The sequence below is a fragment of the Intrasporangium mesophilum genome, from assembly GCF_054783095.1.
Window position 1 is genome coordinate 88,520 of the sequence record NZ_BAAGRF010000019.1, and the last position, 17,425, is coordinate 105,944.

The 17,425-nt window shown below is 70.7% G+C and carries 14 protein-coding genes and 1 riboswitch; of the genes, 11 read left to right on the forward strand and 3 right to left on the reverse strand.

The annotated features are described in order from the left end of the window. Positions 1–83 precede the first annotated feature (83 nt). From ACYVLP_RS16770 to ACYVLP_RS16790, 5 genes are read left to right on the forward strand one after another with little or no spacing between them, the layout of a single operon-like run. Positions 84–1,058 (forward strand): FAD binding domain-containing protein, encoded by a 975-nt coding sequence (locus tag ACYVLP_RS16770; RefSeq protein WP_460628482.1) that lies wholly within the window; start codon positions 84–86, stop codon positions 1,056–1,058. After that, positions 1,058–1,621 (forward strand): (2Fe-2S)-binding protein, encoded by a 564-nt coding sequence (locus ACYVLP_RS16775; RefSeq protein ID WP_460628483.1) that lies wholly within the window; start codon positions 1,058–1,060, stop codon positions 1,619–1,621. The genes ACYVLP_RS16770 and ACYVLP_RS16775 overlap by 1 nt, the downstream gene beginning before the upstream one ends. After that, the gene (gene cutA, locus ACYVLP_RS16780; RefSeq protein ID WP_460628484.1) at positions 1,618–4,068 is read left to right on the forward strand and encodes an aerobic carbon-monoxide dehydrogenase large subunit; all 2,451 of its coding nucleotides are present in this window, start codon (positions 1,618–1,620) and stop codon (positions 4,066–4,068) included. Before ACYVLP_RS16775 ends, cutA begins: the two co-directional genes overlap by 4 nt. Continuing rightward, the gene (locus ACYVLP_RS16785; protein WP_460628485.1) at positions 4,065–4,757 is read left to right on the forward strand and encodes an SRPBCC family protein; all 693 of its coding nucleotides are present in this window, start codon (positions 4,065–4,067) and stop codon (positions 4,755–4,757) included. The genes cutA and ACYVLP_RS16785 overlap by 4 nt, the downstream gene beginning before the upstream one ends. Before the next feature lies 1 nt (position 4,758). After that, entirely contained in the window at positions 4,759–5,682 is a 924-nt protein-coding gene (locus ACYVLP_RS16790) for a carbon-nitrogen hydrolase family protein (protein ID WP_460628486.1), read from the forward strand. A 6-nt stretch (positions 5,683–5,688) separates the two neighbouring features. Here the strand turns inward: ACYVLP_RS16790 and ACYVLP_RS16795 are convergent, their stop codons facing one another. Then, positions 5,689–6,411, reverse strand: a complete 723-nt coding sequence (locus tag ACYVLP_RS16795; RefSeq protein ID WP_460628487.1) for an RDD family protein — start codon at positions 6,409–6,411, stop codon at positions 5,689–5,691. Between the two features lie 7 nt (positions 6,412–6,418). Then, the gene (locus ACYVLP_RS16800) at positions 6,419–7,549 is read right to left on the reverse strand and encodes a hypothetical protein (RefSeq protein ID WP_460628488.1); all 1,131 of its coding nucleotides are present in this window, start codon (positions 7,547–7,549) and stop codon (positions 6,419–6,421) included. Positions 7,550–7,888: 339 nt separating this feature from the next. Here ACYVLP_RS16800 and ACYVLP_RS16805 point away from each other — a divergent pair, with 339 nt between their 5' ends. The 6 genes from ACYVLP_RS16805 to bar all read left to right on the forward strand — a co-directional run bounded on the left by ACYVLP_RS16805 (position 7,889) and on the right by bar (position 15,465). Then, the gene (locus tag ACYVLP_RS16805; RefSeq protein WP_460628489.1) at positions 7,889–10,045 is read left to right on the forward strand and encodes a hydantoinase/oxoprolinase family protein; all 2,157 of its coding nucleotides are present in this window, start codon (positions 7,889–7,891) and stop codon (positions 10,043–10,045) included. A 1-nt stretch (position 10,046) separates the two neighbouring features. Then, positions 10,047–12,005 carry a hydantoinase B/oxoprolinase family protein gene (locus tag ACYVLP_RS16810; protein ID WP_460628490.1) on the forward strand — a complete coding sequence of 653 codons (1,959 nt, stop codon included), beginning with the start codon at positions 10,047–10,049 and terminating at the stop codon, positions 12,003–12,005. Next, on the forward strand, positions 12,002–12,874 hold the full coding sequence (locus ACYVLP_RS16815) for an NmrA family NAD(P)-binding protein (RefSeq protein WP_460628491.1): 873 nt from the start codon (positions 12,002–12,004) through the stop codon (positions 12,872–12,874). Before ACYVLP_RS16810 ends, ACYVLP_RS16815 begins: the two co-directional genes overlap by 4 nt. A 54-nt stretch (positions 12,875–12,928) precedes the next feature. Further along, positions 12,929–13,174 carry a DUF6458 family protein gene (locus tag ACYVLP_RS16820; protein ID WP_460628492.1) on the forward strand — a complete coding sequence of 82 codons (246 nt, stop codon included), beginning with the start codon at positions 12,929–12,931 and terminating at the stop codon, positions 13,172–13,174. 159 nt (positions 13,175–13,333) lie between these two features. After that, the gene (locus tag ACYVLP_RS16825; protein ID WP_460628493.1) at positions 13,334–14,317 is read left to right on the forward strand and encodes a carbamate kinase; all 984 of its coding nucleotides are present in this window, start codon (positions 13,334–13,336) and stop codon (positions 14,315–14,317) included. 5 nt (positions 14,318–14,322) lie between these two features. Further along, positions 14,323–15,465, forward strand: a complete 1,143-nt coding sequence (gene bar, locus ACYVLP_RS16830; RefSeq protein WP_460628494.1) for a barbiturase — start codon at positions 14,323–14,325, stop codon at positions 15,463–15,465. A 192-nt stretch (positions 15,466–15,657) separates the two neighbouring features. Here the strand turns inward: bar and purH are convergent, their stop codons facing one another. Continuing rightward, positions 15,658–17,259: a bifunctional phosphoribosylaminoimidazolecarboxamide formyltransferase/IMP cyclohydrolase gene (purH, locus tag ACYVLP_RS16835; RefSeq protein WP_460628495.1), complete on the reverse strand. Its 1,602-nt coding sequence runs from the start codon at positions 17,257–17,259 to the stop codon at positions 15,658–15,660. A gap of 35 nt (positions 17,260–17,294) precedes the next feature. Continuing rightward, positions 17,295–17,372, reverse strand: a riboswitch (ZMP/ZTP riboswitch). Between the last annotated feature and the right edge of the window lie 53 nt (positions 17,373–17,425).

Below are 17,425 nucleotides of genomic sequence, written 5' to 3' on the forward strand. Positions count from 1 at the left end.
GGGCACAAGATGCCAAAAGGCGCCGACCAGCGATGATCGACAATCCCTAGTCCGCGCGACAGACGAAAGGCAGGATCGGTTCGGTGAAGCCCGCCCCCTTCGTGCACCACGCACCACGCACCGTCGACGAGGCCGTCGCGACCCTGGCCGAGTTCGGCCACGACGGCAAGATCCTCGCAGGTGGGCAGAGTCTCGTGCCGATCCTCAACATGCGCCTGGCCACGCCGGGCCACATCGTCGACATCAACCGCGTCGCCGGCCTGGACGCGATCGAGGTGTCCTCCGCGTCGGTGCGGGTCGGTGCGCTCGTGCGGCACACCGCGCTGGAGCGCTCCGAGGAGGCGTATGCCGCATCGCCGGTCCTGCGCGAGGCGCTGGGCTACGTCGCCCACCCGGTCATCCGCAACCGCGGCACGACGGTCGGGTCGCTCGCCCACGCGGACGCGGCGGGCGAGCTGCCGGCCGTCCTCGCTCTCACGGACGGCTACGTCGAGGCGGTCGGGCCGGCCGGCGCACGTGACATCCACTGGCCCGACTTCTTCCGCGGCCCGCTGGAGACCGCACTCGGCCACGACGAGCTCGCGGTCGCGGCCCGGTTCGGGCGCTTCGCCGCGGGCTCGGGGACGGCGTTCGAGGAGGTGGCTCGCCGCCACGGCGACTACGCGCTCGCCGGGGTCGCGGTTGCGCTCACGGTGACCGATGGCGTGGTCACGGGCGCACGAGCCTCGTTCGTCTCCGTCACCGAGGTCCCGTCGGTGCTCGACCTCGGCCCGGTCCTCGGCGAGGTCACGGCCGAGCCGGCGTCCGCGGCCTGGGTGGCTGCGGTCGATGCGGCGGCCGAGGCCGCGCGTGGCCACGTCGAACCGGAGTCGGACATCCATGCGACCGCCGAGTATCGCCGGATGCTGGCGGGAGAGCTGACCCGGCGTGCACTCCGCAGAGCCGTCGAGCGGGCCACCGACCACCCCGCACCGAACGCGGCGTTCGGTGCCGAAAGCGGAGTCACACCGATGAGCTCGACACCGAACGCCGCGTTCGGGCAGGAAGGGAGGTCGTGATGGGCGGCTTTGAGGCCGAGGCGGCGGCGGAGACGCTGCACGACGTGAGCGTCACGGTCAACGGGGTCCGCCGCTCTGCGTCCGTCCCCGCCAGGCGCCTGTTGTCCGACTTCCTGCGACACGACCTGGAGCTCACCGGCACGCATGTCGGCTGCGAGCACGGCGTGTGCGGTGCCTGCACCGTCCTCGTCGACGGGGCGCCGATGCGCTCCTGCCTCATGTTCGCCGTCACGGCGCAGGACCACGAGATCACCACCGTCGAAGGGCTCGCGTCGGCGCCGGACGCCCGGGACACGCCGAGCGGGCACGTGATGAGCCCCGTCCAGCAGGCCTTCGCCGAGTGCCACGGGCTGCAGTGCGGCTTCTGCACCCCCGGGTTCCTCACGACGGTCACGGCATACCTCGAGGAGAACCCCTCGCCGACCGCAGAGGACGCACGTGACGCCATCTCGGGGAACCTCTGCCGGTGCACCGGCTACCAGAACATCGTCAAGAGCGTGCTGCGCGCTGCGGAGATCCGAGCCGAGCGGCATACCCTTGTCGGAGAAGGGGACCCGGCATGACGACACAGATGTTCGGGGCGCCGGTCAAGCGCAAGGAGGATCCGCGGCTGGTCACCGGCGGCGGGCGGTTCCTCGACGACCTCGGCCACCACGCCCTGGCCGCCGCGTTCGTCCGCAGCCCGCACGCCCACGCGCGGATCGTCGACGTGGACGCGACGGACGCGGTCGATGTCGAAGGCGTTGTCGGCATCTACGTCCACGAGGACCTCCCCGGACGCGTCGGTGAGCCCCTCCCGCTGCTCATCCCGCACCCGACGCTGACGCACGGCCGCACCGGCTACGCCCTCGCCAAGGACGAGGTCAACCACGTCGGCGAGCCGGTCGTCATGGTCGTCGCAACGGACCGCTACGTCGCGGAGGACGCCTGCCAGCGGATCCGCGTCAAGTACGCACCGCTGCCGGTCGTCGTGGGCATCGAGGCGGCGCGCGACGCGGAAAGGCTTGTGCACGAGGACGTTCCGGGCAACATCGCCGCCCACATGACGCAAGAGGTGGGCGACGTCGACGCTGCGATGTCCGCCGCCCCGCACACCCTCACCCTCGACCTCGACATCGAGCGCAGCGCCAGCACGCCACTGGAGGGTCGCGGGGTCTACGCCCGATGGGACGACGAGAAGGGCGAGCTGCGGATGTACTCGTCCACGCAGACCTCCACGGGCGTCCGCGCGGCGGTCGCCGCCAAGCTGGACCTGCCTCTCGCGAAGGTCGAGTGCATCGCGCCCGACGTGGGCGGCGGCTTCGGAGTCAAGATCGTCCACCCCTGGCCGGAGGAGGTGCTGGTCCCATGGGCCGCGCGGCTGCTCGACCGTCCGGTGAAGTGGACCGAGGACCGGCGTGAGCACTTCGTCGCCGCAGCACACGAGCGTGGCCAGCTCCAAAAAGTGACGGTGGGATTCGACGACGACGGCCGGCTTCTCGCCCTCGACGTCAAGCTGTGGCACGACAACGGCGCCTACACGCCCTACGGCATCATCGTGCCGATCATCACCTCGACCCAGCTGCTCGGGCCGTACAAGCCGGGCACCTACCGGTGCGAGTTCTGGTCGCTCTACACGAACACCGTCCTCGTCACGCCGTACCGCGGTGCCGGCCGCCCGCAGGGGTGCTTTGCCATGGAGCGCACCATGGACGCCATCGCCGACGAGCTCGGCCTCGACCGGGCGGAGGTCCGCTCCCGCAACTTCATCCTCCCGGCCGAGATGCCCTACGACCACGGGCTGCTGTTCCAGGACGGGCGGCCGCTCAAGTACGACTCCGGCGACTTCCCCGCGACCCTTGCCAAGCTCAAGGAGCTCGTCGGGTGGGACGACTTCGCCGAGTACCGCGCCGCCGCGCAGGCGCACGGGCGGCGCGTCGGCCTCGGGATCGGCTGCTACGTGGAGGGCACGGGCGTCGGACCATACGAGGGCGGTCACATCCAGATCGAGACGAGCGGCCGGGTGAACGTGTCGACGGGCCTGACCTCGCAGGGCCAGGGCCACGAGACGGTCTTCGCGCAGATCGTCGCCGAGGAGCTCGGTGTCCGTCTCGAGGACGTCTTCGTGACGACCGGCGACACCCGGAAGATGGCGTATGCCGTGGGCACCTTCGCATCGCGAGCCGCGGTCATGAGCGGCAGCGCGATCGCGCTGGCGGCGCGCAACGTCCGCGCCAAGGCGCTGAAGATCGCCGCTGACGCCCTCGAGGTGTCGCCGGCCGACCTCGAGATCGTGGAAGGGACCGTACGGGTCAAGGGCGCGCCGTCGACGTCGATGTCGCTCGGGACGGTGTCGGTGCTGTCCAACCCGCTGCGCTATGCGTTCGACGAGGCCGCGCAGGCGGCCACCCAGTTCGCCGGGACCTTCGACCCGGACAAGCCGCCGGTCGCCGACGACGAGGAGCCCGGTCTCGAGGGCAAGGACTTCTACTCCCCAACCCAGGCAACGTTCGCCAACGGCATGCATGCGGCCGTCGTCGAGACCGACCCGGTGACGGCCGAGATCCGGATCCTGCGCTACTGCGTCATCCACGACTGCGGCCCGATGATCAACCCGATGATCGTCGAGGGCCAGGTGCACGGCGGCGTGGCCCAGGGCGTCGGCGGCGCGCTCTACGAACGGATGGACTACGACGGGTCCGGGCAGCTGCTCAACGCGTCGTTCATGGACTTCCTCATGCCCTACGCCTCCGAGGTGCCCACCATCGAGACCGACCACCTCGAAACCCCCTCACCTCTGAACCCCTTGGGGATAAAGGGAGCCGGCGAGGCGGGCTGCATCCCGGTGACGGCGGTCATCGCTTCGGCGATCGAGGATGCCGAGGGCTTCCCGATCACCCGGATGCCGATCTCGCCCAACGACCTATGGGAGCTGCGCCAACGCCACGCCGCCGGCGACATCCCCTCCCTCCACCGTGCCACGACCGGCCCGAGCGGCAGCGACGCCGCGAGAACGAAGGAGCCCTCATGAAGATCACTGGATCGGCAAACCTCGCCGCCGAGCCGCAGCAGGTGTGGGACGCCTTCCACGACCCGGCCGTCCTCGCCCGGTGCCTCCCGGGGTGCAACCGGCTCACCGAGCTCGGACCCGACCGCTACGCCATGACGGTGACCGCCGGCGTCGCGGCGATCAAGGGGACCTACGACGGCGAGGTCGCGCTGCTCGACCCACAGCACCCCGAGATGTTCACGATGAAGGCGTCGGGCGCCGGCGCGCCGGGCACGGTCGACGCAGACGTCGTCGTGCGGCTGGCCCCGGCCGCAAGCGGAGGTACCGAGCTGACGTACGACGCCGACGCGGCAGTGGGCGGCATGATCGGCGGGGTCGGGCAGCGGATGCTCGCTGGAGTCACCCGCAAGATGGCCGGTCAGTTCTTCGCTGCCGTCGACGCCGACATCGCGGGCGTGGCACCGTTCGCCGTCGTCGGCGCCGCGTCCCCCACGACCCCGCTGGCGACCGCCGGTGCGGGCGCACCCAGCGCGGCGAACGGCATACCCGCCGCGGTGAGCGCGCCTCTGGGCGGGGTGGGGACGGTGTATGCCGGCCGGTCGGCCACGCAGGAGAGCTCGCGCATGCGCGACTACGCCCTGGGCGTCGTCTCCGGCGGTGCCATCGCGCTCGTCGGCGTCGTCGTCGGCTGGGCGATCGGGAGGGGCTGACATGCGTGCGTTCACGGCTGCAGCCGTCCAGGTGGCCCCCTATCCGGGCCCGCTCACCGAGCGCTCGGTCCGCGAGAACGTCTCCCGCTGTGTGGAGGTCACGCGCCGCTGCGTCGACGCGACGGGTGCCGAGCTGGTCGTTCTCCCCGAGACGGCGACGACGGGCTTCACCCCGGGGCGCACCAAGGAGGAGCTCTGGGACCTCATGACCGAGCTGCCGGGCGCGTTGCTCGAGCCGTTCCAGGAGGTGGCCCGCGAGGCCGGGGCGCACGTCTGCGTCGGCACCTACGAGCGAGGGCCTGAGCGGGGCATCGTCTACAACTCCTCCGTGCTGGTCGACCCCTCCGGCGCGCTGCTCGGCGTCTATCGGAAGACTCACCCGTTCTGCTCCGAGATCGTGAGCAACGGCGGCTGGGTGACACCCGGCGACACCGTCACCGTGTGCGACACCGACCTGGGCCGGATCGGGATGATCATCTGCTTCGACGGCGACTACCCTGAGCTCTCGCGCATCCAGGCGGTGCAGGGCGCCGAGGTGATCTGCCGGCCCTCTGCCCTGCTGCGCTCGGCCGACATCTGGGACCTCACCTCGCGGGCCCGCGCCTACGACAACCACGTCTACGTCATCGGTGCGAACGCCGTCGGGGCCGACCCGGCCGGCGCCCTCTACTTCGGCAACTCCCACATCGTGACGCCCATCGGGCACATCGTCGCCAAGGCCGCCACCCACGAGGGCTGGGTCTCGGCCCGCCTCGACCCGGCAGAGGCTCTGGCGTCCCTGACTCCCGGGTCCAGTGTCGGTCAGGCCTTCGACCATCTGCGGGACCGCAACCTCGACCTCATCCGCAAGCACCGGGACGAGCTCGAGCGCCCGGCGGAGACGTCGTTCGCCCATGCCCCGATCCACCGCGGCGACGCAGGCTGAGTCGGGTCAGGAGGCGACCGGCCCGGGGTGGGCCTCGGGGTTTGGTGCCCCAGGACCAGGCGTTCCGGGGCTGGGCGTTCCGGGGCTCGGCGCCTGCGGGGTGGTGGCCTGTGAGGTCGGGGCGGCGGCTCCGGCGGCGGCTCCCGCGGCGGCTGCGGCGGCGGCTCCCGCGGCGGCGGCTCCGGCGGCGGCTCCAGTGGCGACTGCCTGGGCCTCTGGGACCTCGGTCGCGGTGGCCGCCCAGTCGTAGATGACCGAGGTCCGGAAGAGGAGGTCGGCCGCCGAGCGGTTCTCGGGACTGACCACCACCCAGAACAGGACCAGCGGGACCAGGACGCACAGCGCTGCCCGCAGCAGAGCGACCCCCGGCCGCACCCGGCCGCCGTGCGCATTGACGACACGCAGCCCGAGCAGGCGGGCGCCGTAGGTGCGCCCTGTCGTGGCCCAGGCCAGTGCCAGGTAGACGATGAGCAGACCCAGCAGTGCTGCGAACAGGACCGCGAAGGGCACGTCGATGAAGCTGAACGTGCGCGGGTCGACGACGAAGACGAAGCCGACGACGGCGGCATACCCGATGGCGACGCCGAGGATCCCGATGACGAGGTCCACGCACGCCGCGAGCACGCGGGTCACGATGCCGGCGCGGTGCCCTTGGACCGAACGCAGCCCCTTGGGCACGATGAGCAGCGCGGTGGGGTCGTGCGGTGGAGTCGCCGATGGTGTCTGCATGGCACCCTCACCCCGTCGCCGGTGGAGTGCCGGAGTCTGTACGGTCGGACTCTGCGCTGCCGGACTCTGCGGGAGCGGGCTCCGCTGGGCCGGACGCGGGCGATGCGGGCGGGGCGGGCGATGCGGGCGCGACTGCGGAGACGTCCGCGCCGTTGGGGCCTGGCGCGGCGATCGCGGCTGGGATCGGCTCGGCGGTCACCAGCAGGGGGACGTGGTTGACGGACCCGGGCGCGCGGTTCGGCCGGCGCAGCAGCCGGTCGACGATGTGGGCCACCCGCTCGTCCGCGCTGATCCCCTGACGCCGAACCTCCCGGATGCCCTCTGAGGCCATCGACCCAGTCGAGCTGCGGATGATCCCCGGCAGGTCGATGCCCTCGACGATGAACTCGGCAATCTCGATGAGGTCGATCTTGGCGATGATGGCGTCGATGTCGAGCCGGTCGACGATCGCGCCGATGTCGACCCGCGCCACGATCGCGTCGATGTCGAGGCGGTCGACGATCGCATCGAGGTCGAGCCGGTCGACGATCGCGCCGATGTCGAGCCGGTCGACGATCGCATCGAGGTCGACCCGCGCCACGATCGCGTCGATGTCGAGCCGGTCGACGATCGCGCCGATATCGAGCCGGTCGACGATCGCGCCGATGTCGACCCGGGACACGATCTCGTCGATGTCGAGCCCGTCCACGATCGACTCGATGTCGACCCGCCCGACGATTGCGTCGATGTCTACGTCCTCGACGATGGCGTTGAGGTCCACGTTGCTGCGGACGATGTCCGTGAGGTCGACGAGCCTCAGCGCCCTGTCGACGACGATGGGCGCGACGTGGAACGCAAGCAGCCGGAGGCGGTCGGTCGACTGCCACCGCCACATCGTCCCGGTCTCCACGAGGTCGGTGGCCCACCGCTGCCCCGCCACACCCTGCACCACGCCCCGGGTCAGCCCGAGCGGCAGCTCGAGCAGGGGCGTCAACGGAGCCGCCACGGAACGCAGGGTCAACCGTGCGATCCGGGCCTGGTCAGCAGCCACCACGACCAGACCCAGCATGGCGTCGAGGAGGGCGGAGGCGGCCTGTGCGAGACCCTCCGCGGTCGAGTGCCCGTCCGAGGGCGACGGTCCTGGGTGGCCGGCGGCCACGTTGGCACCTCCTCGTCAGGGAGGATCGTGTGAGAGGACTCAATCGTGCGGGTCCGCCGGACCAGGGCGCGTCATCCCCCACGGGTGATCCCGACAGCGCGCCGAAGGTCGCGTCCGAATTGCCCTCACTATTATCACTTAGGTGCCTAAGTGATAATAGTGGCGAGATCCGGAATCACTTAGCCGACGGTTGGCTGGCGCCTGCCTGGTTCGGCGGCCGGCACCGATCCGCCAACCCCGGGAGGGTTTCGGGCATGGCGAGGGTTGGCACCAGGACCTCGATCCGTTGGCAGTTTGTGACAACGCAGAGCTCGCCGGAGCGCCGGTTGAATCCTGACCATGACTGGTGGGCTGACTGGTGGGCTGACTGACGTGGCGACGGGTGGGCCGAGGGAGCCGCGGCGGATCCGCATCGGCATCGACACGGGCGGGACGTTCACCGACGTCGTCGCCCTCGACGAGGACTCCGGCGAGCTGGTGACCACCAAGACCCCGTCGACGCCGGCCAACCCGGCAGACGGTTTCATCAACGGCGTCCGCAAGGTGCTGGACCTGATGGGCGCCTCGGGTGAGGACGTCACGGCCGTGTCGCACGGCACGACCGTCGCGACCAACAAGCTGCTCGAGGGCAAGGTCGAGGCGCTGGGGTTCATCACGACCGAGGGGTACGAGTTCGTGCTCGAGATCGCCCGCCAGGCGGTGCCCGACGGCTACGGCAACTCGTACTTCTGGGTCAAGCAACCGCGGATCGTCCCCGCGGACCGCGTCAAGACGGTAGGCGGTCGGATCGACTTCGAGGGCAAGGAGATCCGCCCGTTCGACGGGGAGGACGGGGTCAGGGCGGCGCGGTGGTTCCGCGACCGCGGCATCACCACGATCGGGGTCTGTCTGCTCCATTCCTACGCCAACGACGCCCACGAGCGCGCCCTGCGCGACATCCTGCGGCGTGAGCATCCGGACGCTGTCGTCTCGATCAGCTCGGAGGTCCTGCGCGAGTACCGCGAGTACGAACGCTCGATGACGACCCTCGTCGACGCGGCGGTCAAGCCGAACGTCTCCCGGTACGTCTCGAACATCCACGCGCGCCTCGACCAGTTCACGGGTGGGTCGCCGATCCCGTTCTACGTCATGAAGTCCAACGGTGGCGTGCTGTCCGCCGACGAGGTCGTCCACCAGCCGATCACGACGGTCCTGTCCGGGCCGGCCGCGGGCGCGCTCGGCGCGGGTCTCATCGCGAGCCGCGCCGGGTTCGACAAGGTCCTCACCTGCGACGGCGGGGGCACGTCGACCGACGTGTCGGTCGTGCTCGCCGGGGAGCCCACGCTGACGACGGAAGGCACGGTCGGGGCGTACCCGAGCAAGATCCCGATGATCGACGTCGTCACCGTGGGTGCCGGCGGCGGGTCCATCGCGTGGATCTCACCCGAAGGCACCCTCAAGGTCGGACCGCAGTCGGCGGGTGCGGACCCAGGGCCGCTGTGCTACGCCAAGGGCGGCACCGAGCCGACGATCACCGACGCCCACGTCACGCTCGGGCGCATCCCGCCGCACCTGCTCGGCGGCGAGATCCCACTCGACGTCGAGGCGGCACGCTCCGGGATCAGCGCGCTGGCCGACCGGCTCGGACTCGACTTCGAGCACTGCGCCACCGGCATCCTCGAGATCTCCGCGTGGAACCAGGCCAACGCGCTCCGCCAGGTGTCGGTCAAGCGCGGGCTCGATGTCCGCGACTTCATGCTCACGACGTTCGGGGGGTCGGGCTCGCTGCTCGCCTGCCGCCTCGTCGACATCCTCGGGCTGGCCGGCGTCGTCGTCCCCCAGAACCCCGGAAACGTCTCGGCCTTCGGGCTGCTCACCGTCGACGTCAAGAACGACTACGTGCAGACGGCGGTCGCCAAGCACCGGTCCCTCGACCACGCCGCGGTCCAGAAGACCCTCGACGAGCTGACCGACCGCGCAGCCAAGGCCCTTGATGCAGAAGGCTTCCCACGCGAGTCGCACCGCTACGTGCGCACCGTCGACCTGCGGTACTTCGGCCAGGCCTACGAGGTCCGCGTCCCCGCCCCCGACGGGCCCGTCGACGAGCGGTATGCCGCTGCCGTGGCCGACCGCTTCCACGACGAGCACCGCGCGCTCTACGGTTACGATTTCCGCGGCGACGACACGCAGCAGGTGGAGTGGGTCAACCTGCGCGTCACCGGGATCGGCCCGATCACCCGCCCGGAGCTGCGCGAGATCCCTTCTGCCCAGGACGGTTCCGCAGCGATGCCGGACATCGAGCGGCGCGCACTCCGGAGCCGACGGCCCGTGTGCTTCGACGCGGCCGACGGCTACATCGACACCGCCGTCTGGTGGCGCGCGGACCTGCTCGCCGGGGACACCGTCAGCGGCCCGGCCATCATCGAGGAGTTCGGCTCCACGGTGCCAGTCCACCCCGGTTTCGGCGTGCGCGTCGACACCTTGGGCAACCTCGTCATCACGAAGGAAGCGGTCTGAGATGTGCTCCTCCCCCGTCAACCCGGCTGGGCTGCCCACGGCATACGAGCACGGCAACCGGCTCACCGCCGAAGGAACGACCGTCGACCCGATCCTCGTCGAGATCGTCGAGGGCACGCTTGCGAGCGTCGAGATGGAGGTCGAGACGGCCATCGCGCGCACGTCACGGTCGCCGATGATCCGCGACGCACACGACTTCCGCGCCGGCATACACGACCGGCAGCTGCGCAAGCTCACGGGCCGTTCCTACAGCGCGCTCGTGCACCCCGTCGTGCGGGACTTCCCCCTCGCCGAGATGAGCGAGGGCGACGTGTTCTTCCACAACGACGTCTACGAGTCGGAGGGCGGCATCGGACACCTGCCCGACCTCTGCGTCACCGTGCCCGTCTTCTCCGACGGCGAGGTAGTCGCCTTCGTGCAGGCGTTCGGCCACCACGACGACATCGGTGGAGCGGTGCCGGGATCGATGCCGAGCAACGCGACCACGGTGTTCGAGGAGGGCCTCTCCGTCCCGCCGATCAAGCTGTGGGACAAGGGATCTCCCAACCTGGCGGCTCTACGGATCATGACCCGCAACAGCCGGATGCCCGACAGCCTGGCCGCGGACCTCGACGCCGAGTGCTCGGCCTGCCTCATGGGCGCGCGGCGGCTCTCCGAGCTCTTCGAGCGCTATGGGCGCGACACCATCGAGGCAGCCTTCGACGCGATCCTCGACAAGACCACCGAGACGTACCGGCGCGAGATCCTCAGCAAGATCCCCGACGGCACCTACGTCTGGGAGGACTACGCCGAGCACGACGGCGTCGACGAACCCATGCTGCACACACAGCGGATCACCCTGACGAAGACCTCGACCGGTGGACCCGGCCGCTCGGACCTCTACCCCGACGGCGGCCCCAGGCTCGTCATCGACTTCACCGGCACGGCTCCGCAGGCCAAGGGCCCGATCAACCACTGCGGCGACTATGTCGGCGGCAACTTCCTCAAGAAGTGGCTCGCGCCGATCCTTCGCAACCTCGCCGACACGCCCGAGCGCATGGCCGAGCTCGACGTCAACGAGGGTGTGGTTCCGCTCATCGAGATGCGGTTCCCCGAGAAGGGCACGCTGCTCACCCCGATCTACCCGGCACCGACGAACGCCCGGACCTTCGTCATCCTGCGCCTGCTCGGGGTGCTCGCCGGCGTCGTGGCCAAGGCCGTCGACGGACGGATGCCGGCCGACCAGGAGACGATCCGCTACACCGGCGTCTACGGCAAGGACCGCGACGGCAACGACTACCTCATGCGCGAGGTGCTCGGCGGCGGCTCGGGTGGTCGCTACTACGCCGACGGCGAGGACACCATCCACGTCGTCCCCGACAGCCGGAACCTGCCGACCGAGTTCACCGAGAGCCGGTTCCCGTTCCTCGTCGAGCGTCTCGGGCTCGCCGTCGACTCCGCCGGCGCGGGCCGGTATCGCGGCGGCCTCGGCTACGAGAAGCACATCCGGATGCTCCAGGATGCGCACTTCATGTCGATCGCCGACCGCTCGATCCTGTCGTGCTGGGGCGTCAAGGGTGGCCGGGCGGGCCGTCCGTTCGAGGTCACCATCGACGTGGGCGGGCCCGACGAGCGTGTCGTCGACGCACTGGCCAACGCCGAGACGGTCCGGGCCGGCCAGGTCATCCGGATCCGCACCACCGGTGGCGGCGGCTGGGGTGACCCCCTCGACCGGCCCTACGAGGAGGTGGAGCGCGACCTGCGTTGGGGCAAGGTGTCGTTCGAGGGCGCGCGCAGCGACTACGGCGTCGTCGCGAGCGGCGACCGTGACGCGCCGGTCGTCGACGTCGAGGCCTCCGACGCGCTGCGGGCCTCCCTGCGCTCAGCACGCGATGCCGAGCCGCAGCCGTTCTTCGACCGGGGGCCCGGCTATGCCCGGCTCGCCGGCGGAGCCCGCTCGGCGGAGTACGACTGGCTGTGACCGCGGCTGCCCCACCCGGCGAGGTCCTCGTCGTCGGCGCGACCGGCAAGACCGGGCGCGCCGTGACCCGCGCCCTGGTGGCCCGCGGCGCTGCCGTGCGCGCGCTGATCCACCGGCCCGACGGGTCGCCCACGGCGTATGCCGCCGGGGCCACGTCCGCTGTCGTCGCTGACCTCGACACGGGGCAGGGCCTGGAGGAGGCGATGGACGGGGTCGGCGCCGTCTACCACCTGGCCCCGAACGTCCACCCGGACGAAGTCGGCATCGCATCGAGAGTCGTCGAGTCTGCCTGTGCCGCAGGCGTTTCGCGGTTCGCATTCCACTCCGTGCTGCATCCCCACGACGCGTCCATGCCGCACCATCTGCGCAAGGCGGAGGCGGAGCGGGCGATCCGCGCCCGACTCGGCGCCGCCACGATCCTGCGCCCAGCGGCATACCACCAGAACCTCGTCGAGGCCGCACTGCGCGGCCGGCTCGAGGTCCCCTACTCCGTGGACGCGCCCTTCACCAACGTCGACCTCGACGACATCGCCGAGGTGGCCGCGCTCGTCCTGACCGACCACCGTCACGCGGGCGCGACCTATGACCTCGCCGGACCCGAGGCGCTTTCTGTGCGCGAGCTCGCCGGCATCGCGAGTGCGACGCTCGGACGACCGGTCGATGTCACCACGCAGGCGATCGGAGACTGGCTCGCGGGGCCCGGTGCCGGCCTTTCCCGCCAGGCCCGCGACGACCTCGCCGCGATGTTCCGGGCCTACGACCGCGACGGCCTGGTCGGGGACTCCACCATTCTCGGGGCCCTGCTCGGACGGCCTCCCCACACCTGGGCCGAGGTGCTCAGGACCGCCTCGACGGCCTCGGCGAGATAAGGTCGAAGGAAGGCGGGGTCCAGGTCGAAGCCGGAACCGGCGGAAGGAGTCACCGTGGGACTGGGAGTTCTCCTGGCAGTGATCGGCGCGATCCTCACCTTTGCCGTGCGCGCCCACACCTCCGTCATCAACATCACGGTGGTCGGCATCATCCTCATGGTCGCGGGAGCCGGGCTGATCATCCACGCTCGCCGCGGCACTCGTCGCGAGCGCATCGTGACGCGCGAGGAGGTCCAGCCGGGCTCGTCGACGCCGACACAGACAGTGACCAGGGTCATCGAGGAGCGCGAGATCGAGTGACCCCGGCTGCCCGCGGCGGCCTGCGGACCCTACGGGCACAAGTGACAACGGGACGGGCCCGGTTGGGCAGGAGGTGACAACGCGCCCGCTCTGCGCGGCTCCCTACGCTCTCGTCATGACGACCGATGCCCGAGGGCGCCGCCCGGACGGAGACCCCCGATGAGGGTGCTCGTCGCGCTCGGGGGCAACGCCATGACGGGCCCCGACGGCAGTGCCACGCCTCTGGCGCAGCGCACCGCCATCGCCGCGGCCATGGAGCACGTCGCCGAGCTCGTCGAGGCAGGACACGAGGTTGTGCTCACCCACGGCAATGGGCCACAGGTCGGCAACCTGCTGGTCAAGAACGAGCTCGCCGCCCACGTCGTCCCGCCCGTCCCGCTCGACTGGTGCGGCGCTCAGACACAGGGGACGATCGGCTTCACGATGCTCGACACCCTCGAGGCGTCGCTGGCCGCCCGCAGCCTCTCACGGCCCGTCGCCGCGCTCGTCAGCCGCACGCTCGTCGAGGCGGACGACCCCGGGTTCACCCACCCCACCAAGCCGATCGGCCGGTATCTCACCCGCGAGCAGGCGCAGCAGCTCATCGACCACGGCGAGCGCTGGGAGGACCGCGGCGAGAAGGGGTGGCGTCGTGTCGTGGCCTCCCCCGAGCCCGTCGAGGTGCTCGAGACCTCCACCCTGCTCACGCTGCTCGACGCGGGCTACATCGTGGTCGCGGCCGGCGGTGGCGGCATACCGGTCGTTCGCGGCCCCCACGGGCGGGTCCACGGCGTCGAGGCGGTCATCGACAAGGACCTGACCGCCGCACTGCTCGCGCGGTCGGTCCACGCCGACGTCCTCGTCATCGCCACCGACGTGCCCCACGCTGTCGCCGCCTACGGCACCCCCGAGGCTCGCGAGCTCGGCCACGTCAGCCTCGAGGAGATGGAGAGGTATGCCGCGGAAGGCCACTTCGCGTCCGGCTCCATGGGCCCGAAGGTGGAGGCCGCACTCCGTTTCGTGCGCTCGGGCGGCAGCCGCTCCGTGATCACCGCGCTCGAGCTCATCGCCGAGGCCGTTGATGGGCGGATCGGCACCGTGATCGAAAAGTCCTCTGCCCCAATCGAACCCAGCGCTCCAGCAGACCCAGCATCAGAAAGGTGAGTCCCGTGCCCGACGCCATTGAGGTACGCAAAGTCCCCATCCACTCGGTCGCCGACGCGAGCGAGCTCGCCAAGCTCATCGACGACGGTGTCATGGAGGCCGGACGGGTCATCGCCATCATCGGCAAGACCGAGGGCAACGGCGGCGTCAACGACTACACCCGCATCATCGCCGACCGCGCCTTCCGCGAGGTGCTCGTCGCCAAGGGCGCACCGGCCGAGCAGGTGAAGCAGGTGCCGATCGTCTGGTCCGGCGGCACCGACGGCGTCATCAGCCCGCACGCCACGATCTTCGCCACGCTGCCTCCCGAGAAGGCCGAGCAGTCCGACGACCTGCGCCTCACGGTCGGCTTCGCGATGAGCGAGCCGATCAAGCCGGAGGAGATCGGCTATGTCGCGATGATCGAGAAGGTCGCGGACGCCGTGAAGGTGGCCATGGAGCGCGCGGGCATCACGGACCCCGCCGACGTGCACTACGTGCAGACCAAGACGCCGCTGCTCACGATCCACACGATCCGCGATGCGAAGTCGCGCGGTCACCAGGTCTGGACCGAGCACACCCACGAGTCGATGGACCTGTCCAACGGCACCACGGGCCTCGGAATCGCCGTCGCCCTCGGCGAGATCGAGATGCCCACCGACGCCGACGTCATGCACAACCGGTCGCTCTACTCCTCCGTGGCCTCCTGCTCCTCGGGAGTCGAGCTCGACCAGGCGCAGGTCGTCGTCGTCGGCAACGCCCGAGGCGTCGGCGGCCGCTACCGAATCGGCCACTCGGTGATGCAGGATGCCCTCGACGCCGACGGCATCTGGGCGGCGATCAAGGACGCGGGGCTCGACCTGCCCGAGCGGGCGCACTGGACCGACATCGACGGCCGGCTCGTCAACGTCTTCCTCAAGTGCGAGGTCAGCCAGGACGGCACCGTCCACGGCCGCCGCAACGCGATGCTCGACGACTCCGATGTGCACTGGCACCGTCAGATCAAGTCGTGTGTCGGCGGCGTCACCGCTTCGGTCACCGGTGACCCTGCGGTCTTCGTGTCCGTCTCGGCCGCGCATCAGGGTCCCGACGGTGGCGGTCCGGTGGCGGCGATCGTCGACCTCGGCGAGGGCGAATCGACCGGCTACCGCTGGACCCGCACCCCCTGACCCGCACCCCCTGACCCGCACCCCCTGACCCGCACCCCCTGACCCGCACCCCTGACCCGACCCCCTCACCCGCACCCCCTGACCCGGGCGCACTCCCCGGCAACACACCCGGAAACCGCGAACTCCTGCTAGTTGCAACCAGCAGGAGTTCGCGGTTTCCGGGTGTGTTGCGGAGTCAGGGGCGGAGGTTCGTCAGTGGGCGAAGTGGCGGGTGCCGGTGAAGTACATCGTCACGCCCGCCGCGCGGGCCGCCTCGATGACCTCCTCGTCGCGGATCGACCCACCCGGGGCCACGACGGCCTTGACGCCCGCGTCGAGCAGGATCTGCAGGCCGTCCGCGAACGGGAAGAACGCGTCCGACGCCGCCACCGACCCGCTGGCGCGATCCTCCCCGGCACGACGCACGGCCAGGAAACAGGAGTCGACCCGGTTGACCTGACCCATGCCGACACCGACGGCCGCGCCGTCCTTGGCGAGCAGGATCGCGTTGGACTTGACAGCGCGGATCGCGCGCCAGGCGAACTGCAGGTCCGCGAGCGTCGCCGCGTCGGCCGCCTCACCTGCGACGAGGCGCCAGCTGGCGGCGTCGTCACCGCCGGTGACGGTGCCCTCGGCGTCACGCACCACAGCGTCCACGCGGTCGACGGACTGTACGAGCAGGCCACCGCTGACGGCGCGCGTCTCGATGGGGTCGGCCGCAGCAGCCGTCCCGGCGGGGAGCCGCAGGATCCGAAGGTTCTTCTTGGCCGTGAGGATCTCGAGCGCCTCGGTCTCGTAGTCCGGCGCGATGATGACCTCGGTGAAGACCGGCTTCGCGGCCTCGGCCATCGCCTTCGTCACGGTCCGGTTGGCGGCGATGATCCCGCCGTAGGCGCTGACCGGGTCGGTCGCGTGCGCCCGCTCGTAGGCCTGCTCGATCGTGTCCCCGACAGCGATGCCGCACGGGTTCGCGTGCTTGATGATCGCGACGGTCGGCTGGTCACCGTGGTCGTGCGCAGCGCGCACCGCGGCGTCGGTGTCGACGTAGTTGTTGTACGACATCTCCTTGCCGTGCAGCTGCTCGGCCGAGGCGACGCCCGGGCGCCAGTGGCGGTAGAGCGCGGCCCGCTGGTGCGGGTTCTCGCCGTAGCGCAGCGCCGCCGACCGGTCGAACGTCGCGCCCGTCCACGCGGGGAAACCCGTGCCGTCAGTCGTGTCGGCCACGACATTGCCCATCCAGTTCGCCACGGCGTTGTCGTACGTCGCCGTGTGCACGAACGCCTCGGCTGCGAGGCGCTTGCGCTCAGCGAGCGTGAAGCCGCCCGCGTCGACCGCCGCCACGACCTGGCCGTATGCCGCTGGGCTCGTCACGATCGCGACGCTCGCGTGGTTCTTGGCGGAGGCGCGCACCATCGAGGGGCCACCGATGTCGATCTGCTCGATGCACTCGTCCTCGCTCGCGCCGGACTGCACGGTCTCCCGGAAGGGGTAGAGGTTGACGACGACGAGGTCGAACGGCTCGACCTCGAGCTCGGCGAGCTGGCGCAAGTGGTCGGGGTTGCGGGTGTCCGCGAGGATGCCCGCGTGGACCCGCGGGTGGAGCGTCTTGACGCGACCGTCGAGGCACTCGGGGAAGCCGGTCAGCTCCTCGACCTGCGTCACCGGCACCCCTGCAGCGGCGATGGTCTTCGCCGTCGAGCCGGTCGAGACGATCGTCACGCCTGCGGCGCCCAGCGCCTTGGCGAGGTCGTCGAGGCCGGTCTTGTCGTAGACGGAGACGAGGGCGCGCTTGATCGGGCGGCGTCCATCGGACATGGCAGCTCCTGCAGTCGGTTCAGGTCGGTCCGTTCCAGGAGCACCCAGGCGGGCGATGCTCCGACGTTCACTCCCTGGTGGTTGACCCACCCGCGCCAGTCGTGTGCGGCCAGCCTACCGGCGGACCACCGGATGGCCCGAATCGAGCGTGACCCCCCGGTGTGAC